Source organism: Microbispora sp. H10830, from assembly GCF_014161375.1.
GTDB classification, from domain to species: domain Bacteria; phylum Actinomycetota; class Actinomycetes; order Streptosporangiales; family Streptosporangiaceae; genus Microbispora; species Microbispora catharanthi.
Window position 1 is genome coordinate 53,731 of sequence record NZ_JABBWX010000022.1, and the last position, 18,056, is coordinate 71,786.

Genomic DNA, 18,056 nt, shown 5'->3' on the forward strand with positions numbered 1-18,056 from the left:
CCCTAGGTACCTGGAGTGGACTCCAGGCGAGCCCGGCACGCGTCAGATCTGGAAGTCCCAGGTGAGGCGGCCCTCGCTCAGGTCGTCCGCGAGGCCGCGCGCGAACTCCAGCTCCGTGGCGACCTGGGCCCGCTGATACTCGGACTCCACGAGGAAGAGGCGGGGCACGAAGCTCAGGCTGTCGGCCATCTCGGCGTCGAGCGCGGACAGCCGTGCCTCCAGCGCCGCGATCCGCTGCCGCAGCGCCGCCAGCGCCTCCTCCGGCGTCAGCACGGGCAGGAAGGCGAGCGCGGCGGGGAACTCGGGGAACTCCCTGGCCGGGGTGGACAGCATGGTCCGCATCCACTGCTTGAGCGTCTCCCGGCCCGTCTCGGTGGCCTCGTAGACCGTCCGCTCCGGCCGGTTCTCCTCACGGGTGGTCTCGCGGACCGCCAGCAGCCCGTCGCGGAGCAGGCGCTCGATCGTCTGGTAGACGCTGTTGCGCTGCGCGACGTTGACCACGTCGTCCTGGTGCCGCTCCTTGATCAGCTGCTGCATCCGGTACGCGTGCATCGGCGACTCGCAGACCAGGGCGAGCACGGCCGTGGCCAGGGGAGAGCGCCGTGTCGACATGGCGCCCATCATAGGGGTCTTGCCGCTTGATAGTCATAATATGTATAGTCATTACATGTCCAAGAGAGCTCTGATCATCGGCGGCGGGATCGCGGGTCCCGTCACGGCCATGGCGCTGCAGCGCGCCGGAATCGACAGCGAGGTCTTCGAGGCCTACGACCGGGGCGCCGAGGGCGTCGGCGCCTTCCTCACGCTCGCGGTCAACGGGCTGGAGGCCCTGCGCCTGCTCGACCTGCACGACCTCGTCTGCGACCTCGGCATGGACACGCCGGTCATGGAGATGCACAACGCGCGCGGCAGGCTGCTGGCGACCACGAGCCAGCCGAGCCGCACGCTCAGGCGCGCCGACCTCTACCAGACGCTGCGCGACGAGGCCGTACGGCGGGGCGTGCGGATCCACTACGGCAAGCGGCTCGCCGACGCCTCGGCCACCTCCGGCGGGGTGCGGGCGGTCTTCGCGGACGGCGGCGAGGCCGAGGGCGACCTGCTGGTGGGCGCCGACGGGCTGCGCTCGCGCACCCGTGCCCTCATCGACCCCGGCGCCCCCCGCGCCCGGTACGTCGGGCTGCTGAACACCGGCGGCTTTGCCGAGGGAGTACGGGTGCCGGGCAGGCCGGGGGTCTGCTACTTCATCTTCGGCAGGCGGTGCTTCTTCGGCTACATGATCCACCCGGAGGGGCGGGTGTGGTGGTTCGCCAACCCGCCGAGCCGCCGGGAGATGGCTGCCGAGGAGCTCGCGGCGATCACTCCCGAGCAGTGGCGGGCCAGGCTCATGGACCTGTTCGAGGGTGACGCCGGGCCGATGCGGGAGATCGTCGCCGCGACCCCGCACATCCTGCCGGCCTGGAACACCTACGACTTCCCGACCGTGCCGAAGTGGTTCAACGGGCGCATGGTGCTTGTCGGAGACGCGGCCCATGCCACCTCGCCGTCATCCGGACAGGGCGCGTCGATGGCGATCGAGGACGCCGTCACGCTCGGCAAGTGCCTGCGCGACGTGCCGGACACCGCGGGCGCGTTCGCCGCGTTCGAGCGGCTGCGGCGCGAGCGGGTCGAGCGTGTCGTCGCGCAGGGCAAGCGCAACGGTGACGGCAAGGCGCCGGGCGCCGGCGGGGCCTTCGTCCGCGACCTGATCCTTCCCGTGATCATGCGGCAGGTGGAGAAGCGGAACGCGCTGGCCTGGATGCACGACTACCGGATCAGCTGGGACGACCGCGTGGCGGCTTAATTGACCGATCGTTCCTGATTGGTCTAAGGTCGAGGGCATGGCGAGGACCAAGGAGTTCGACCCCGACGTCGTGCTGGAGCGGGCCCTGGATCTGTTCTGGCGGCGCGGCTACGAGGCCACGTCGATGGCCGACCTAGTCGAGCACCTCGGCATCGGCCGCGCCAGCCTCTATGCCACCTACGGCGGCAAGCACGACCTCTACGTGAAGGCGCTGGCGCGTTACGCGCAGATGTGCGACCCGAACCCCGTCGAGCTGCTGTCGCAGCCCGGCCCCGCCCTGCCGGCCGTACGGACCCTGGTCGAGCGCTACACCGAGGACTCGATCCGCGACCGCGACCGGCGGGGCTGCATGATCGTGAACGCGGCGACCGAACTCCTCCCGGACGACGAGCCGGTCGCCCGGCTCGTCGAGGCCAGCTGGACGGGCCTGGAGACGGCGCTGACCTCGGCTCTCATCCGCGCCCGCGCTCAAGGGGAGATCTCGGCCGAGTCCGACCCCCGGGCGCTGGCGCGCTTCGTGCTCGTCTTCCTGCAGGGGCTGCGGGTGATGGGGAAGGGGCACGGCGACCCCGCCCGCCTCCGCGACGCCGCCGCACAGGCCCTCGCGATGCTCCGCTGATCTCTCCATGGGAAGAGAAGTGCGCTTTTTCATGCCCTCATTCTTGACCGATCGATCCAGAAATGTGGCGGCGTTCGCCGTGCTCGGCGGGGCGCAGGCCACGCTCGTCGCGGCGATCACTCTTCTCACCGTGCCGCTGCCGGCCGTCCAGCGGGAGTTCGGCCTCGGTCAGGGGGACCTGGCGCTGCTGACCTCGGCGTACGGGCTGGCCTTCGGGGGGCTGCTGCTCCTCGGAGGCAGGCTCGCCGACCGGTGGGGCGCCCGGGAGGTGTTCCTCGCCGGGATGGCCCTGCTCGCGCTGGCGTCGGCGGCGGGCGGGCTGGCTCCGGACCACGCCGTCCTGCTCGCCGCGCGCTTCGCGCAGGGAGTGGGCGCCGCGATGGCCGCCCCCGCGGCCGTTTCACTCGTGACGCGGCTCCGCCCGGACGTCCGGGAGCGCGAGCGCGCTCTGGCGGTGTGGGGCACCCTGTCGGTCACCGGGGCCGTCACCGGCAGCCTGCTGTCCGGTCTCGTCGCCGCCGCGGCCTCGTGGCGCTGGTCGTTCCTCCTGCCCGCCGCCGTCGGCGTCGCGGCCGTGGCCGCCGGGGTCCTCCTGCTGCCGCCCGCGCCTCGTACGGCGGCCCGCCTCGACGTGCCCGGCGCGCTGCTCGCCACGGCCGGGCTGGTCGCGTTCGCCTACGGCCTGCTGGAGGGCGCGACGGCCGCCGCCGCCATCGGCCTGCTGCTGACGGCCGGGTTCGTCGTCCTTCAGGCGAGGACGCCGCACCCGCTGCTGCCGCTCCGGCTCGTGACGCACCGCCGCAGGGGCGCCGCCCTGCTCGTCGTCTTCGTCACCGCGGCCGCCAGTGCGACGACCACGTTCCTGCTCAGTCTCTATATGCAGCAGGTGCGCGGGCTGTCGCCGATCTCCACCAGCCTGGCTTTCCTGCCCTTCCTCCTGGTCGTCGTGATGGGCCCGGTGAGCGGCCGCCTGCTGCGCCGCCTCGGCGTGCGGCGCGTGCTGGTTGCCGGGTTGCTGCTCGCGGCGGTGTCGATGCTGCTGCTCGGCCGTGTCGCGTCCGGGGGAAGCGTGCTCGCCGGGCTGCTGGTCTTCCCGGTCGCCTCGGGGCTGGCCTTCTCCGGCGCCACGGTGGCGGCCCTCGACGGCGTACGCGCCGAGGACGCCGGGGCGGCCGGGGGACTGGTCAACACCGCCATGGAGGCGGGGCCGACGGTGGGCCTCGCCGTGCTCGTGGCGCTCGCCGCCGCCCGCGCGGGCGACGTGCCCGCCGGCGGCGCCCGGGCCATGACCGAGGGCTACGGATTCGCCCTCACCGCCATGGCCCCGGCCTTCCTTCTCGCGGCGGCGACGGTCGCCGTCGCGTTCGCCCGGACAAAGGAGCGATAGATGAGGTTCGCGGACAAGGTCGTGCTGGTCACCGGGGCGGGTTCCGGCGTCGGCCGGGCGGTCGCCCGCGGGTTCGCCCGGGAGGGCGCCACCGTGGTGGCGGCCGGACGGAGGCGGGAGCCGCTGGAGGAGACCGCCAAGGTGATCGAGGCCGAGGGAGGCCGAGCCGCCGCGCTCACGGTCGACGTGACCGACTCGGCCGCCGTGGCCGGGCTCGTCAGGGAGATCGTCACCCGGTTCGGCCGCCTCGACGTCGCGGTCAACAACGCCGGGATCTTCGCGGGAGGGACCGTCGCGGACATGCGGGAGGAGGACTGGGCGCGTGTCCTCCAGGTGAACACGACGGGCGTCTTCCTCGCCCTGAAGCACGAGATCGCCGCGATGCGCGCCCAGGGATCCGGCGTGATCGTGAACATCGCCTCGAACATCGGGGCTCACATTCGGATGCCCGGGGTGGGCGCCTACGCCGCGTCCAAGGCCGCCGTGAGCGCCCTGACCCGCACGGCCGCGCTGGAGAACATCAGGGCGGGTGTGAGGATCAACGCGGTCAGCCCGGGTGCGCTGGACACGACGATGTCCCTGCGCCCCGGCGAGACCGAGGACGACCGGGCCGCCCGGGTGCGGGAAGCGCTGCCGATCGGCCGCGTCGGCGCCCTCGAGGAGATCACCGGCACCGTGCTCTGGCTCGCCTCGGACGACGCCGGCTTCGCGGTGGGGCTCGACCTGGTGCTCGACGGCGGCGCCTCAGCCTGACCCCTCTGCCGGGGTGGCGGTCGCGCGGGCGTAGCGGGCGGTGAGGGCACGTAGGTGGTCGACCAGTTCCGGCGGGCCGGTGACCTCGAAGTCGAGGTCGAGCAGGCCGAGGTGGACGGCGAGCGAGTTCACGGTGTCGGCGCCGGTCGCGAGCACGCAGGTATGGCCGTCGACGTCCTCCACGACGCCGACGGCGGGGTTGATTCGTGCGGCGACCACCTCGGCGGGGGCGTGGACGAGCACCCGGGCGTGGTGCCGCCAGGCCGCCGACGACACGCCGCGGGCGACGTAGGCCGCGGCGCCGCCCTCCGGCGGGTCGCGGGGCGGGAAGCGCGGGCCGGTGGGAGTGCGCGGCGCGATCCGGTCCACCCGGAACGTGCGCCAGTCGTCGCGGTCGACGTCCCAGGCCACGAGGTACCACCGGCGGCCCCAGGACACGAGCCGACAGGGCTCGGCCACCCGGACGCCGGAGGAGCCGTCGTGGCCGCGGTAGTCGAACCGCAGCCGTTCGCGGTCGCGGCACGCCGCGGCCAGCACGCTCAGCACGGCGGGGTCGACCGCCGGACCCGGCCGGTCGGGCGGCACCGGTTCGGTGTAGGCCTGCAGGGCGCCGACGCGGCGGCGCAGGCGTGACGGCAGCACCTGTTCGAGCTTGGCGGCGCCGCGCTCGGCCGCCTCCTCGACGCCCGCCACGCCGGCGGCGGCCCGCAGCCCGATCGCCACGGCCACCGCCTCCTCGTCGTCGAGGAGCAGGGGTGGCATCGCCGTCCCGGCGACCAGCCGGTAGCCGCCGTCCGTGCCGCGGGAGGACTCCACCGGATAGCCGAGATCGCGCAGCCGGTCGACGTCGCGGCGTACCGTCCGCTCGCTCACGCCGAGCCGTTCGGCCAGGATCACGCCGGGCCAGTCGCGTCTGGCCTGGAGCAACGACAGCAGGCGCAGCAGCCGCGCCGAGGTTTCCAGCATGTTCCCAGTCTGGCGGCACTTCAGGACAGAACCTGTCCTGAAGGGTCCGTAATGTCGGTGATATGAGCGAGAACACGCAGATCAGGCCTTTCCGTGTCGACGTCCCGCAGGCCGACCTCGACGACCTGAAGGACCGGCTCGGCCGGACCCGCTGGCCCGACGAGATCCCCGACGCCGGGTGGGAGTACGGCATGCCTGTCGCGTACGTGAAGCGGCTGGCCGAATACTGGCGGGACGGTTATGACTGGCGTGCCCACGAGGCCGAGATCAACCGGTATCCGCAGTTCGTCACCGAGATCGACGGGCAGGACATCCACTTCCTGCACGTGCGGTCGCCGCACGAGGACGCCCTTCCGCTGATCCTCACCCACGGCTGGCCGGGCTCGATCGTGGAGTACCTCAAGGTCATCGAACCGCTGACGAACCCCGAGGATCCGGCGCGGGCGTTCCACCTGGTGATCCCGTCGCTGCCCGGCTTCGGCTTCTCCGGCCCGACGAGGGAGCGGGGCTGGAACCGGTTCCGTACGGCCCGGGCGTGGGCGGAGCTGATGCGCAGGCTCGGCTACGACCGGTATGGCGCGGTGGGCAACGACGGCGGCTCGTTCGTCTCGCCCGAGGTGGGCCGGGTGGACCCCGAGCACGTCGTCGGCGTCCACGTCACGCAGATCTACTCGTTCCCCTCCGGCGACCCGGCGGAGATGGCGAACCTCACCGACGAGGAGCGGAAGGGACTGGAGGTGCTGCAGTGGTTCTACGAGAACAAGATGTCGTTCAACATGGTCCACTCGCAGCAGCCGCAGACGTTGTCGTACGGGATCTTCGACTCGCCGGCCGGGCTGCTGGGCTGGAACGCCCAGTTGTTCGGTGAGGACGTCGACGACGACTTCATCCTGACCAACACGATGCTCTACTGGGCGACCGGTACCGCCACGTCGGCCACGCGGTTCTACTACGAGGACGCCCACGCCGAGCATCCCAAGGAGCCGACGACGGTCCCGCTCGGCCTGGCGATGTTCGAGGGCGACTTCGTGTCGATGCGCACCTTCGCCGAGCGCGACCACAAGAACATCGTCCACTGGCGGTCCTATGACGCGGGCGGCCACTACGCCGCCCACCTGCGGCCGGACGTGCTCGCCGCCGACCTGCGCGACTTCTACGCGGCCCTGCGGTGACAGGCCGCCCGCAGACCCGCTCCTGACCGATTCCGGGACGACCAGGGCATGTCACCCGCCGCACGCGGGGCGGGCATCGGGAATGATGACCGCATGGGGAGCGCAACGGGGCGAACGCGGACGAGCAGGATTCCGCGGGCCGTCCTGGCGCTCCTCGCGGTCGCGGGCGCGGTGCTTCCGGCGACGGTGACGGCGACTTCGACTGCGGCGACCGCGACGGCGCGGGCGGACGACGGGGAGCGGCTGCTGTTCCGGATCCGGGACGAGCGCGTCGGCGAGTCGAGCGGCCTCGCCGTCTCGCCCACCCACAAGGGCATCGTCTACACGCACAACGACAGCGGCCACGGACCGCAGATCTACGCGATCGGCCCGGACGGCCGCACGCGGGCGACCTTCACGATCGGCGACGCCGAGGCCAGGGACTGGGAGGGCATCGCGGCCTCCACCGATCGCGCGACCGGGCGCGGCGTGCTCTGGATCGCCGACATCGGGGACAACATGGACGGCGCCTGGCCGGACGTGTCCGTCTACAAGGTCGTCGAGCCCAGGACGATGGAGGACGCGACGCTGCGGGCCGTGCGGTATCGCTTCCGCTACGCCGACGGTCCCCGCAACGCCGAGGGCGTGATGGTCGATCCCCGCACGGGCCGGCTGTACATCGTCAGCAAGGAGTTCTCCGGGGGCGTCTACGCCGCCCCCGCGAAGCTGCGCGCCGACAAGGTGAACGTCCTGCGCCGGGTGGGCTCCGCGCCCCTCATGGCCACCGATGCGGCGTACGCCCCCGACGGGTCGAGCTTCGTCGTCCGCACGTACTTCTCGGCGTCCGTCTACCGCTCGCCGGGCAAACCGATCGCGCACGTCGCGATGCCGCCGCTCGACCAGGCCGAGTCGATCGCGTACACGCGGGACGGCACGGCCCTGCTCACCGGGAGCGAGGGGAAGGACAGCCCGGTCTACCGGGTGCCGCTGCCCGCCGCCGCCCGGCCGGCTCCTTCGCCCAGTCCGGCGCGGGCCTCCGCCCGGCCGAGGGCGGTCAAGGCGACGAGCGGGGCGACCGCAGGCGGCGAAGTGTTCGGCGTGCCGATGCCGCTGTTATGGGTGACGGTCGCTCTCGGGGCGATCGGGATCATCGCGTTCATCGCCTACCGCGCGGGTCGTTGAAGGCCCTCCGGCGACCTCGGGGAGGTGGACGGATGGAGGGCCGGGCCGCCGTTCCCGGCGACACCCGGCCCGGAGATCACCGCGAGAGTCAGCCCCGCGCGTAGACGCGGTGGACGAACTCCGCGAGCTTGCTGTCGGGCAGTTCCTTGGCCAGGTCGGCCTCGGTGATCATCCCGACGATCCGGTGGTTGTCGATCACCGGCATGCGCTTGATCTGGTGCTCCTCCATCTTCGCCAGGGCTTCCTCGACGTTGGCCTTGGCGTCCACCCAGACCAGCCCGCGGGCCAGTTCGCTCGCCGTGGTCTGGTCGAGGTCCTTGCCCTCGGCGACGCACTTGATCACGATGTCGCGATCGGTGATGATGCCCTTGAGCCGATCGTCGTCCCCGCAGATGGGAAGGGCGCCGACGCTCATGTCCCGCATCATCTCCGCGGCCCTGCGCAGGCTCTCGTGCTCGCCGACGCATTCCGCGCCCTCGTGCATGACCTGGCCGGCGGTCTTGTTCACTCCCTCTGTGGTCATGGCTAACCCCCGATTCCCTCTTTTAGGCTGTTATGCCCCATTTGTCCGGAGATAAGAGCGTGGTCACAGGCGAGGTAGGAAGTGCTCGCCGCGCAGGGCGCGTTCCACGAGCGCGACCGACTCGGCCAGCCGTACGAGCCGGGGGCCCTCCTGCCGGTAGGCCTCCAGGACCGCCTCGATCGCGTGCGGGGGCAGGTGCTCCTTCAGGTCCACCGCCGCTCCCCGGTACCCCTCCCTGGCCGCCTGGATCGAGGCCGCCACCTGCTGGCGGGCCATCCGGGCGAGCGCGAGCGGGTGACGGCGCAGCACGCCGTACGCGCGGTAGTCCGGGGGCACCGCGTCGAGCAGCCACGACACGGCCGAGACCTCCCAGTCGGGGCTGCCAGGAGGGCGCACCTCCCGTGGCCAGCCGGGTGGCACGTACACGCCGCCATCGTAACGAACACAGGTTCGATCACCGTGGAGCGGCTCCGGCTGCGACAATGTCCGGCATGCTGTCGACAACCGCACGGACATGAGGATCGGGATCGTCGGCGCCGGGATCCTCGGTCTGGCCGTGGCCCGGCAGATGGCGCGGGCGGGCGCCGAGGTGACCGTGCTGGAGAAGGAGCCCCGGATCGCCGCCCACCAGACCGGACACAACAGCGGGGTCGTGCACGCCGGGATCTACTACCAGCCCGGCTCGCTCAAGGCGACCCTCTGCCGGGAGGGCGCCGCCATGCTGCGCGAGTACTGCGCCGAGCACGGCCTGCCGTACGACGAGGCGGGCAAGCTCGTCGTGGCCTCCACCCGGGCCGAACTGCCCGGGCTGCGCCGCATCGCCGAGCGGGCCAGGGAGAACGGCGTGCCCGGCGTCGCCGAGCTCGACGCGATCGGCCTGCGGGAGGTGGAACCGCACGCGGTCGGGGTCGCCGCCGTCCACTCGCCGCACACCGCGATCACCGACTTCTCCGCGGTCGCGCGCCGCCTCGCCGCCGACGTGGCCGAGGCCGGCGGGTCCGTACGGCTCTCGCGCCCCGTACGCGCGATCAGGCAGACCACCGACGGCGTGGCGGTGGCGGCCGGGCCGGAGAGGCTCACCTTCGACCGGCTGATCTCCTGCGCCGGCCTCGGCACCGACGGCGTGGCGGACCTGGCGAGAGCGGGCGGCGACGTGCGGATCGTCCCGTTCCGTGGCGAGTACTACCGGCTCGCCGGCCCGGCACGCGGCCTGGTGAAGGGGCTCATCTATCCCGTGCCCGACCCCCGCTACCCCTTCCTCGGCGTCCACCTGACCCGCAGGATCGACGGAGAGGTCCTGGTCGGGCCCAACGCCGTGCCTGCGCTCGCCCTGGAGGGCTACTCCTGGCGGTCGGCGTCCCTGCGCGACCTGCGGCGGATCGTCGCCTGGCCGGGCGCCCGGCGCATGGCGGCCGAGCACTGGCGCACCGGCCTGCGCGAGGTGTACGGCTCGCTGGTCAAGCGGGCCTTCGTGGCCGCCGCCCGGAGGTACGTGCCCGAGCTGGCCTCGGCCGACCTCGTACGCGCCGGAGGCGGCGTGCGGGCCCAGGCCGTGGCGCGGGACGGCAGGCTGCTCGACGACTTCGTCATCGACGTGCGCGGGCGGATCGTGCTGGTGCGAAACGCGCCCTCACCTGCGGCGACGAGCAGCCTGGCGATCGCACGGCACATCGCTTTAACGGCTCCCTTAACTTTCTAGGTCTAGAGTTCTCCCGCCATGGTCGCTGAATCTCCCGAAGCCCGGCTGCTGATCGTCGAGGACGAGCCGAACATCCTCGAACTGCTCGCGGCCAGCCTCCGGTATGCCGGATTCGAGGTCCACACCGCGTCCAACGGCGGCGAGGCGGTCGTCGCGGCTCAGCGGCACCGGCCGGACCTGATCGTGCTCGACGTCATGCTGCCCGACATGGACGGGTTCGACATCGTGCGTCGGCTGCGCGGCGGCGGAACCCACACCCCTGTGGTCTTCCTCACCGCGCGGGACGCCACCGAGGACAAGATCCGGGGCCTGACGCTCGGCGGCGACGACTATGTGACCAAGCCCTTCAGCCTCGAGGAGGTCATCGCCCGGATCCGGGCGGTGCTGCGCCGCACCGCCGGAGACCCGATGGTCACCCCGCCGCGGCTGACCTTCGCCGACATCGAACTGGACGAGGAGTCCCACGAGGTCTGGCGCGGCGGCCGGGCCGTGCCCCTGTCGCCGACGGAGTTCAAGCTGCTGCGTTACTTCATGTGCAACGCCGGCCGGGTGCTGTCCAAGGCCCAGATCCTCGACCACGTGTGGGACTACGACTTCCGCGGTGACGCCGGGATCGTCGAATCGTACGTTTCGGTGCTGCGCCGCAAGCTCGACACCGCCCAATCCCGGCGCCACCCCCGGCTCATCCACACGCTGCGCGGCGTCGGCTACGTCATGCGGACGCCACCCAGCGGCGCCTGAGCCGTGTCGGGGCGCACGCCGCTGCGGATCCGGCTCAGCGCGGCCATGCTCGCGCTGGTGGCGGTCGCCCTCGCGGTCATCGGCGTGGGCAGCGTCTCGGTGCTGCGCGACTACCTGGTCAGCCGGGTCGACCGGAAGGTCGCCTTGCTGGCGCACGAGGCCGAAAGACGGCTCGACCGGGGTCCGGCGGCGTTCGCACGGCTCAGGCTGCCGCCCGAGGGCCGGGTGGAGATCCGCGACGCCGCCGGCAGGACGCTGCTCGCGCAGGCGGGCATGGGTGCGGAGACTCTGCCGGGCCCCGGCGCCGTGACCTCCCGTAACCCCATAACGGTGTCGGCCGTGTCGGGCGACGGCCAGTGGCGGGCCCAGGTGGTGCCCGTGGAGGGCTTCGGCACGGTCGTCGTCGCGGTGGACATGGCCTCGGTCGGGCAGATCACCGGCCGGCTCGCCCTCATCGAGGCGCTGGTCGGCGGTGCCCTGATGGTCCTGCTCGCCGTCGTCGGCGTCGTGATCGTACGGCGCAGCCTGCGGCCTCTGGCGGAGATCGAGGCGACCGCCGAGGCCATCGCCCGGGGGAACCTCGGCAGCCGGATCCCCGACCGCGACCCGCGCACCGAGGTCGGGCGGCTCGCCCGCGCGCTGAACGGCATGCTCGCCCAGATCGAGGCCGCGTTCCAGGCCCGGGCGGCCTCCGAGTCCGCGGCCAGGGAGTCGGAGGCGCGCATGCGCCGCTTCGTGGCCGACGCCTCGCACGAACTGCGTACGCCGCTCACCTCGATCAGGGGCTTCGCCGAGTTCCACCGGCAGGTGCCGGACGCCGACACCACGCGGCTGATGTCGCGCATCGAGAGCGAGGCCGCCCGCATGGGCCTGCTCGTGGACGACCTCCTGCTGCTCGCCCGGCTCGACCAGCAGCGCCCGCTGCGCACGCAGCCCGTGGATCTGCTGGCCCTGGCGGCCGACGCGGTCCACGACGCGAGGACCCTCTGTCCCGGCCGCGAGGTGTCGCTGGTGGTCGAGGGGGACGCTGCGCTGATCGTCTCGGGGGACGAGGTGCGGCTGAGGCAGGTCGTGGGCAACCTGATGAGCAACGCCACGACCCACACGCCCGAGGGAACGCCGATCACCGTACGCGCCGGCAGCCTGGACGGCACGGCGTTCGTCGAGGTGGCCGACAAGGGGCCCGGCCTCACACCTGAGCAGGCCGGCCGGGTCTTCGAGCGCTTCTACCGCGCCGACCCCTCCCGTACGCGGCCGTCCGGCGGCAGCGGCCTCGGGCTCGCGATCGTGGAGTCCCTCGTCCGGGCCCACGGCGGCGAGGTCGGTGTGGAGACGGCCCCCGGCGCCGGCGCCGCCTTCCGCGTCACGCTCCCCCTCGCCCCCGAAGCCCGCACCTGACCGCTGATGCCGTTGACTCACGCGCCTCCAAGGGCGGAGGTTGAGGGCGGGAGGTGTTCGTGGCGATTCCCAGGAAGGGCTCACGGCTCATCACGGTCGACGGCGTCGAATCGTCACATCGCGCGATTCAACCCCTTGCGGAGCACCTCTTCATGGCGTTCCGCCAGATCGCCGACTCCCGACTTCAGCGCGCCGGTGAACGACAACCGTCGTCGTCGGCCCTCTTGCTCCGTGTCTGACCTGTCCGGATTTTCGTTGGTCTCAACCAATCGAGGTACGACCGCGTGCAGATCGCGGACCTGGTCGGTCCGCAGCCGCTCCTCAAAATCGCGATCAGTGGTCATTCAGGCACTGTACGTTCTCACCGTCCACGAAGCACGTATGAGGGGTGGTGTGGGCGAGCAGGAGAGCTGGCGGGAGCTCCGAGATCGCCGGATGGGCGAGCCCGGCGCGGTCGAAGCCTACGAGGCCGCACGTCTCGCCTATGAACTGGAAGAGACGAAGGAGACGGACCCGGGCGCCGGGTGACATGGCGGCTGTAACAGGCTCCGCCGACCGGGCGGTGTCCGGACGGCGGGGGAGCACGAGCCTGCTGGACGGCGTGTGGTCTGTCGGCGGGTCAGCGGGCGGCGGGGAAGCCTTCGTCGGGGAAGGCGGTGGAGGCGGCGGGCAGGACGACCTGGTCGCCTTCGGAGAGACCGCCCGTGATCTCCACGTAGCTGTCGCCGCGTACTCCGACCTTGACCGTACGGCGCGACTGCGTCCCGCCGTCGGCCACGGTGACCACGGCCGTGCCGTCACCCTGGGCGCGTACGGCCTGCGAGGGGACGTAGAGCGCGTCGGCCGCCTCGCCGGTCGTCACCCGTATGGTGGCGCTCTGGCCCAGCAGTAGCCGGGCGGGGCGGCTGTTCAGGACGATCGTCACGCCGTAACGGACCAGGCGGTTGCTGGTGGTCGCGGTCGGGTCGATGTGGGCGACCGTTCCCGGGTACTCCTGCCCCGGTTGCGTGGGCAGCGTCACGGTGGCCGCCTGACCGGCCTTGAGGAAGCGGATGTCCGACTCGGTGAACATCGCCTGCACCTGCAGGTCGTCGAGGTCGCCGAGGGTGATGAAGGTCCCCGAGGAGTAGCGGGAGCCGGTGGTCCCCGCGACGGACAGGATCGTGCCGTCCGCCGGAGCCTTGATCCTCACGCAGGCGAGCGCCTCCTTGGCCTCGGCCAGTTCGGTCGTCGCCTGGCTGACCTGCGCCTCGGCCTGTGCCTCGGTGAGCCGGGCACCGCCCCCCTGGCCGCCCTGTCCGCTCTGTCCTGCCTGGCCGCCGCCGAAGCCCGCACGTCCCTGCGCGCCGCCCTGCCCTTGCCCGCTCTGCCCTTGCCCGCCTTGCCCTTGCCCGCTCTGTCCCTGCGAGTTCCGTCCCTGCGAGCTCTGTCCCTGGCCGCCCTGCCCGGGTGCGCAGGCGGAGGAGGAACCGCCGGGGGAGGGGCTCGGCTTGACGGACGGCTGCGGCGACGGCGCCGTGGGCAGGATCGAGACGCTCACCTCCGGGTTCGGCGCGGTCGCGCCGTCCGTGGGGGCCGGGTGGTGCGGCCTGGACGGTTTCGGGTGCGGATGCGGGCGTGGCGTGACCGTGGGCGCCGGACCGGGCTCGGGCTTGGAGCCTCCGTGGTCACCACCCCGGTACGGCACGAGGCTGATGCTCGCCGCGCTCGCGCCCTTGTTCGCCCCGGCGGCGGCAGGCCGGCTCGAAGGCCGGGCGGAAGGCCGTGACGAGGGCTGCGATGAGGGGCGCGTGGACGCCTGCCCGGAAGGCCGGGGGGAGGGGGCCGGACAGGAGACCGGGCCACCGCTGCCGGTGCCGCCCGTGTTCCCCGCTCCGGCTCCGCCACCGGTGCCACCCGCGTTTCCCGACCCCGCTCCGGCGCCCGTTCCGCCGCCGGGGGTCCTGGCCCCGCCCGCGCCTCCCGCGCCGGTCGCGCCGGTGGACGCCCCGGCCCCGGAGCCACCCGCACTCGGCGCGGCGGCTCCGCTCGTGGTGGCGGTGCCGTTCTCGACGTCGTCGAGGGTCTCCTGGGCGGCGGCGAGGGCGGCCTTGGCGGCCTCGTAGTTCTCCCTGGCGATGGTGTCGTCGATCCGGGCGAGGACCTCGCCGCGGCGGACCTTCTGGCCCACCTTGACGTAGACCTTCTCGACCGTGCCCTCCGCTCCGAATGCGAGATCGCGCACGCCGGTGTCGATCGTGTTGCCCGCGGCCGAGACGTACGACGCGACCGCGCCCCGCTTGACCGAGGCGAGCGCTATCCGGTCGGCCACGGAGGTGTCGCCGCCAGTGGCGGAGACCACGGCGATGCTCGCGATGACGATCCCCGCCAGCGCGAGCCCTCCGACGCTGAGTGGAGTGCTCGATCTCATGGCGGACATCCTGCTGACGCCACGTGACCGGTGGCTTGGCCGTACCTGAGAGTTGTCTGTGGATGCGCGTCCTGATACGGACTGTCAGCAAATCCTCAGCATCGGCCTAGGTTGCCCGAAGCGGGGTTTGCCATGGTTCGACGTCGTGAAGCTGTCGACGAAGCGCAGGACGCTGATCATCAACGGTGTCCTGGTGGTACTGCTGCTCGGCGGGATCGCGGCGGCCTGGGCGTCCGTGGGAGGCGACTCCTCCGGAGACGGCGCCGCGCCGCTGACGACCCGGGTGACCCGCGGGACCGTGCTCGCCTCGGTATCGGCCTCCGGTTCCGTCGAGAGCGCCAGGACGCGCGCCCTCGATTTCGCTGCGAACGGCACCGTCGAGTCCGTCCTGGTCGAGAGCGGTGACAAGGTCAAGAAGGGACAGGTGCTCGCGCGTATCGACGACACGGCCGCCAGGGAGAGCCTGGAGGCGGCTCGGGCGAGCCTGGACGCCGCCGAGGAGGCCGACACCTCGACCGCCTCGGGCTACTCGCAGTACATCAGTGCGAGGAACGCCTACCGGTCGGCCAAGAGGGCGCTGGCCGGCACGGTGATCAAGGCGCCCTTCGCCGGGGTCGTCACGGCGGTCAACGGAGCCGTGGGCGGCTCCTCGGGTGCGTCCGGAGGATCCGGCGGGTCCTCCCAGGGCGGACAGGCGCAGTCGCAGAGCGGATCCGCGGGGTCGAGCGGCACCGGCGGGTCCAGCGGCTTCATCGAGATCGCGGACCCCGCCCACCTGCGGATCGTGGGGAACTTCACCGAGGCCGACGTCAGCAGGATCAAGGTCGGCCAGGCGGCGACCGTGTCCTTCGACGCACTCACCGGGGTCACCGCCGCCGGCAAGGTGACGGTGGTCGATCCGCAGCCGCAGACGAACAACAACGTCGTCCAGTACGCCGTCACGATCTCGCTGACCGACGTGCCGTCCACCGTACGGCTCGGCCAGACGGCCACGGTCCAGGTGACCGTGGGCAAGGCCGACGACGTGCTCACGGTGGCGTCCTCGGCGGTCACCACGGCGGGCGGCCAGACCACGGTGACGGTGCTGGAGAACGGCGGGCAGGTCGTGAAGCGGGTGGAGGTCGGCCTGAAGGGCGACACCACCACCGAGATCAAGTCGGGACTCCAGGAGGGCGACCAGGTGGTGCGGCCGCAGGCATCGACGACCGGCGGAGGCGGCGGCATCCAGTTCCCCGGCGGCGGAGGCGGGTTCGGCCGCGGCTTCGGCGGCGGTGGCGGTGGCGGCGGAGGCAACCGATGAGGGCCGGCCCGCCGCCTGTGCTCGGCCCTCCTGTGCTCGACCCTCCTGTGCTCGACCCTCCTGTGCTCGATTTGGGCCACGTCACCAAGGTGTACGGCGAGGGCGAGACCACGGTGCGCGCGCTGCGCGGCGTGTCGCTCAGGGTGGAGCGCGGCGACTACGTGGCGATCATGGGTGCCTCCGGCTCCGGCAAGTCCACCCTGATGAACATCATCGGCTGCCTCGACGTTCCGTCCGGGGGGACCTACCGCCTCGACGGCACCGACGTGGGCGGGCTCGACGAACGGCGGCTCGCGGTCGTCCGCAACCGCAAGCTCGGCTTCGTCTTCCAGTCCTTCAACCTCATTCCCAGGATGAGCGCGCTCGCCAACGTCGAGCTTCCCCTGGCGTACGGCGGGGTCAAGGCCGCGGAGCGGCGCCGCAGGGCGCTGGCCGCGCTCGACCGGGTCGGGCTCGCCGACCGCGTCCACCACCAGCCCAACGAGCTGTCCGGCGGCCAGCAGCAGCGGGTGGCGGTGGCCCGCGCGCTCGTCACCGCGCCGACCCTGCTGCTGGCCGACGAGCCCACGGGCGCTCTCGACAGCAAGTCCAGCGAGGACGTCATGAACATCTTCGACCGCCTCAGCGCGAGCGGCCGGACCCTGGTCGTCATCACGCACGAGGAGGAGGTCGCCGCGCACGCCAAACGGGTCGTCCGCCTCATGGACGGCCAGATCGTGGAGGACGTGCGCACCACGCCGGTCGGCGGGCTGCCCCCGCGGCTCGCGGAGGTGGCCTCGTGAACGCCGCGGAGGTCCTGCGTTTCGCCCTGCGCGGCCTGGCCGCCAACAAGATGCGCAGCGCGCTCACCATGCTCGGCATCCTGATCGGCGTCGCCGCGGTGATCCTGCTGGTCGCGATCGGCGAGGGATCCTCCCAGCAGATCCAGCAGAACATCCAGCGGCTCGGCGCCAACTCGCTGACCGTCACGCCGTCCACCTCGGGCGGCGGGGGCGGCCCCGGCGGCGGCTTCGCCCGCGTTTTCGGCGGTGGGGGAGGCGGTGGTCAGGCCGGGCGGCAGAACAGCGGGCCGCGCATCCAGGCCAAGGACCTGACCGTCGACGACGCGCGGGCGCTGGCCGACCCGGCGAACGTCCCCTCGGTCAAGAGCGTCTCGCCGGTCGTGACGGCCCAGTCCCAGACCGCGACGTACGAAGGGGCGAGCCACTCGATCAGCCAGCTCGTGGGCACCTACCCGAGCTACTTCGAGGCGTCCAACAAGCCGGTGGTCAAGGGCGCCTACTTCTACAACGACGACGTGCTCGCCGCACGCAAGGTCGTGGTGATCGGGCAGACGGTGGCCGAGAACCTGTTCGGTACGGTCGATCCCCTCGGCAAGCAGATCACCGTGTCGGGCGTGCCGTTCACCGTCGTGGGGGTGCTCAAGGAGGCCGGCTCGTCCGGGTTCCAGGACGCCGACGACGTGGCCATCGCCCCGCTGCCCGCCGTGCAGCAGAGCCTGACCGGTTTCGGGCCGCTGGGGCAGATCCTCGTCCAGGCCAAGAGCGCCGAGGCGGTGGACGCCGCGCAGACCGAGGTCACCGAGGTGCTCAACCAGCGGCACGGCATCACCGGCTCGGCGAGCGCCGACTATCGCATCCTCAACCAGGCGACCCTGCAGGAGACGGTCAGCGCGGCGACCGGGACGTTCACGGTCCTGCTCGGCGCGGTGGCCGCGATCAGCCTGCTCGTCGGCGGCATCGGCATCACCAACATCATGCTCGTCACGGTCACCGAGCGGACCAGGGAGATCGGCATCCGCAAGGCGATCGGCGCGCCCAAGGGCGCGATCCTCGGCCAGTTCCTCGCCGAGGCGACGATGCTCAGCCTCGTCGGCGGCCTGCTGGGCGTGCTGATCGCCGTGATCGGCGCCCAGTTCACGATCGCGGGCGTGCGGCCGGTGATCGTCCCCACGTCGATCGCGCTGGCGCTCGGCGTCTCGGTCGCGATCGGCCTGTTCTTCGGCAGCTACCCCGCCAACCGCGCCGCCGGGCTGCGGCCGATCGAAGCCCTCCGCTTCGAATGACGGCCGGACCCATCGAGGCGGA

19 protein-coding genes are annotated in these 18,056 nt (G+C 72.2%); 13 read left to right on the forward strand and 6 right to left on the reverse strand.

Going from position 1 to position 18,056, the window contains the following annotated elements:
* Positions 1 to 42: 42 nt before the first annotated feature.
* On the reverse strand, positions 43 to 612 hold the full coding sequence (locus HHX35_RS37780) for a PadR family transcriptional regulator (RefSeq protein WP_240809312.1): 570 nt from the start codon (positions 610 to 612) through the stop codon (positions 43 to 45).
* 55 nt (positions 613 to 667) lie between these two features.
* Between HHX35_RS37780 and HHX35_RS37785 the strand changes: the two genes are divergently transcribed.
* From HHX35_RS37785 to HHX35_RS37800, 4 genes are read left to right on the forward strand one after another with little or no spacing between them, the layout of a single operon-like run.
* Positions 668 to 1,840: an FAD-dependent monooxygenase gene (locus tag HHX35_RS37785; protein WP_182903395.1), complete on the forward strand. Its 1,173-nt coding sequence runs from the start codon at positions 668 to 670 to the stop codon at positions 1,838 to 1,840.
* Between the two features lie 37 nt (positions 1,841 to 1,877).
* A complete protein-coding gene (locus tag HHX35_RS37790; RefSeq protein WP_182903396.1) occupies positions 1,878 to 2,459 on the forward strand; it encodes a TetR/AcrR family transcriptional regulator in 582 nt (193 codons plus the stop codon).
* Positions 2,460 to 2,502: 43 nt separating this feature from the next.
* Entirely contained in the window at positions 2,503 to 3,846 is a 1,344-nt protein-coding gene (locus HHX35_RS37795; RefSeq protein WP_259405769.1) for an MFS transporter, read from the forward strand.
* Positions 3,847 to 4,599, forward strand: a complete 753-nt coding sequence (locus HHX35_RS37800) for an SDR family NAD(P)-dependent oxidoreductase (RefSeq protein WP_182903398.1) — start codon at positions 3,847 to 3,849, stop codon at positions 4,597 to 4,599.
* Here HHX35_RS37800 and HHX35_RS37805 read toward each other — a convergent pair.
* A complete protein-coding gene (locus HHX35_RS37805; protein ID WP_182903399.1) occupies positions 4,591 to 5,565 on the reverse strand; it encodes a YafY family protein in 975 nt (324 codons plus the stop codon). The two genes, HHX35_RS37800 and HHX35_RS37805, sit on opposite strands and share 9 nt — an antisense overlap.
* A gap of 62 nt (positions 5,566 to 5,627) precedes the next feature.
* On the opposite strand from HHX35_RS37805, the gene HHX35_RS37810 reads away from it, so the two are divergent.
* Together HHX35_RS37810 and HHX35_RS37815 are read left to right on the forward strand one after the other, a co-directional pair.
* The gene (locus tag HHX35_RS37810) at positions 5,628 to 6,737 is read left to right on the forward strand and encodes an epoxide hydrolase family protein (protein WP_182903400.1); all 1,110 of its coding nucleotides are present in this window, start codon (positions 5,628 to 5,630) and stop codon (positions 6,735 to 6,737) included.
* Between the two features lie 93 nt (positions 6,738 to 6,830).
* Complete coding sequence (locus tag HHX35_RS37815) at positions 6,831 to 7,898, forward strand: hypothetical protein (RefSeq protein WP_182903401.1); 1,068 nt, start codon at positions 6,831 to 6,833, stop codon at positions 7,896 to 7,898.
* Positions 7,899 to 7,986: 88 nt separating this feature from the next.
* On the opposite strand, the gene HHX35_RS37820 is transcribed toward HHX35_RS37815, so the two are convergent.
* Positions 7,987 to 8,421 carry a CBS domain-containing protein gene (locus HHX35_RS37820; protein ID WP_139578729.1) on the reverse strand — a complete coding sequence of 145 codons (435 nt, stop codon included), beginning with the start codon at positions 8,419 to 8,421 and terminating at the stop codon, positions 7,987 to 7,989.
* Positions 8,422 to 8,484: 63 nt separating this feature from the next.
* Positions 8,485 to 8,847 (reverse strand): hypothetical protein, encoded by a 363-nt coding sequence (locus tag HHX35_RS37825; protein ID WP_182903402.1) that lies wholly within the window; start codon positions 8,845 to 8,847, stop codon positions 8,485 to 8,487.
* Positions 8,848 to 8,935: 88 nt separating this feature from the next.
* Here HHX35_RS37825 and lhgO point away from each other — a divergent pair, with 88 nt between their 5' ends.
* The 3 genes from lhgO to HHX35_RS37840 are packed head-to-tail and all read left to right on the forward strand — an operon-like array spanning position 8,936 to position 12,259.
* Positions 8,936 to 10,120 carry an L-2-hydroxyglutarate oxidase gene (gene lhgO, locus HHX35_RS37830; protein WP_182903403.1) on the forward strand — a complete coding sequence of 395 codons (1,185 nt, stop codon included), beginning with the start codon at positions 8,936 to 8,938 and terminating at the stop codon, positions 10,118 to 10,120.
* Positions 10,121 to 10,138: 18 nt separating this feature from the next.
* Positions 10,139 to 10,861 (forward strand): response regulator transcription factor, encoded by a 723-nt coding sequence (locus tag HHX35_RS37835; protein WP_182903404.1) that lies wholly within the window; start codon positions 10,139 to 10,141, stop codon positions 10,859 to 10,861.
* A 3-nt stretch (positions 10,862 to 10,864) separates the two neighbouring features.
* Positions 10,865 to 12,259, forward strand: a complete 1,395-nt coding sequence (locus HHX35_RS37840) for a HAMP domain-containing sensor histidine kinase (protein WP_310739574.1) — start codon at positions 10,865 to 10,867, stop codon at positions 12,257 to 12,259.
* 113 nt (positions 12,260 to 12,372) lie between these two features.
* On the opposite strand, the gene HHX35_RS37845 is transcribed toward HHX35_RS37840, so the two are convergent.
* Positions 12,373 to 12,603 (reverse strand): hypothetical protein, encoded by a 231-nt coding sequence (locus tag HHX35_RS37845; protein ID WP_182903405.1) that lies wholly within the window; start codon positions 12,601 to 12,603, stop codon positions 12,373 to 12,375.
* Between the two features lie 49 nt (positions 12,604 to 12,652).
* Here HHX35_RS37845 and HHX35_RS44170 point away from each other — a divergent pair, with 49 nt between their 5' ends.
* The gene (locus HHX35_RS44170) at positions 12,653 to 12,787 is read left to right on the forward strand and encodes a hypothetical protein (protein WP_259405770.1); all 135 of its coding nucleotides are present in this window, start codon (positions 12,653 to 12,655) and stop codon (positions 12,785 to 12,787) included.
* A 91-nt stretch (positions 12,788 to 12,878) separates the two neighbouring features.
* Here HHX35_RS44170 and HHX35_RS44920 read toward each other — a convergent pair whose 3' ends face one another.
* Positions 12,879 to 14,669, reverse strand: a complete 1,791-nt coding sequence (locus HHX35_RS44920; RefSeq protein ID WP_182903406.1) for an efflux RND transporter periplasmic adaptor subunit — start codon at positions 14,667 to 14,669, stop codon at positions 12,879 to 12,881.
* A gap of 145 nt (positions 14,670 to 14,814) precedes the next feature.
* Here HHX35_RS44920 and HHX35_RS37855 point away from each other — a divergent pair, with 145 nt between their 5' ends.
* Genes HHX35_RS37855 through HHX35_RS37865 form a run of 3 tightly spaced genes read left to right on the forward strand, consistent with a single transcriptional unit; the run spans position 14,815 to position 18,034 of the window.
* Entirely contained in the window at positions 14,815 to 15,969 is a 1,155-nt protein-coding gene (locus tag HHX35_RS37855; protein ID WP_182903407.1) for a biotin/lipoyl-binding protein, read from the forward strand.
* Positions 15,966 to 16,751 carry an ABC transporter ATP-binding protein gene (locus HHX35_RS37860; RefSeq protein WP_220506346.1) on the forward strand — a complete coding sequence of 262 codons (786 nt, stop codon included), beginning with the start codon at positions 15,966 to 15,968 and terminating at the stop codon, positions 16,749 to 16,751. Before HHX35_RS37855 ends, HHX35_RS37860 begins: the two co-directional genes overlap by 4 nt.
* Positions 16,748 to 18,034 (forward strand): ABC transporter permease, encoded by a 1,287-nt coding sequence (locus HHX35_RS37865; RefSeq protein WP_182903408.1) that lies wholly within the window; start codon positions 16,748 to 16,750, stop codon positions 18,032 to 18,034. Before HHX35_RS37860 ends, HHX35_RS37865 begins: the two co-directional genes overlap by 4 nt.
* The last annotated feature ends 22 nt before the right edge of the window (positions 18,035 to 18,056 follow it).

Coding starts and splice junctions, on each gene's coding strand:
- HHX35_RS37780 (WP_240809312.1), bottom strand. CDS start 612: ATGTCGACACGGCGCTCTCCCCTGGCCACGGCCGTGCTCGCCCTGGTC.
- HHX35_RS37785 (WP_182903395.1), top strand. CDS start 668: ATGTCCAAGAGAGCTCTGATCATCGGCGGCGGGATCGCGGGTCCCGTC.
- HHX35_RS37790 (WP_182903396.1), top strand. CDS start 1,878: ATGGCGAGGACCAAGGAGTTCGACCCCGACGTCGTGCTGGAGCGGGCC.
- HHX35_RS37800 (WP_182903398.1), top strand. CDS start 3,847: ATGAGGTTCGCGGACAAGGTCGTGCTGGTCACCGGGGCGGGTTCCGGC.
- HHX35_RS37805 (WP_182903399.1), bottom strand. CDS start 5,565: ATGCTGGAAACCTCGGCGCGGCTGCTGCGCCTGCTGTCGTTGCTCCAG.
- HHX35_RS37810 (WP_182903400.1), top strand. CDS start 5,628: ATGAGCGAGAACACGCAGATCAGGCCTTTCCGTGTCGACGTCCCGCAG.
- HHX35_RS37815 (WP_182903401.1), top strand. CDS start 6,831: ATGGGGAGCGCAACGGGGCGAACGCGGACGAGCAGGATTCCGCGGGCC.
- HHX35_RS37820 (WP_139578729.1), bottom strand. CDS start 8,421: ATGACCACAGAGGGAGTGAACAAGACCGCCGGCCAGGTCATGCACGAG.
- lhgO (WP_182903403.1), top strand. CDS start 8,936: ATGAGGATCGGGATCGTCGGCGCCGGGATCCTCGGTCTGGCCGTGGCC.
- HHX35_RS37835 (WP_182903404.1), top strand. CDS start 10,139: ATGGTCGCTGAATCTCCCGAAGCCCGGCTGCTGATCGTCGAGGACGAG.
- HHX35_RS37845 (WP_182903405.1), bottom strand. CDS start 12,603: ATGACCACTGATCGCGATTTTGAGGAGCGGCTGCGGACCGACCAGGTC.
- HHX35_RS44920 (WP_182903406.1), bottom strand. CDS start 14,669: ATGAGATCGAGCACTCCACTCAGCGTCGGAGGGCTCGCGCTGGCGGGG.
- HHX35_RS37860 (WP_220506346.1), top strand. CDS start 15,966: ATGAGGGCCGGCCCGCCGCCTGTGCTCGGCCCTCCTGTGCTCGACCCT.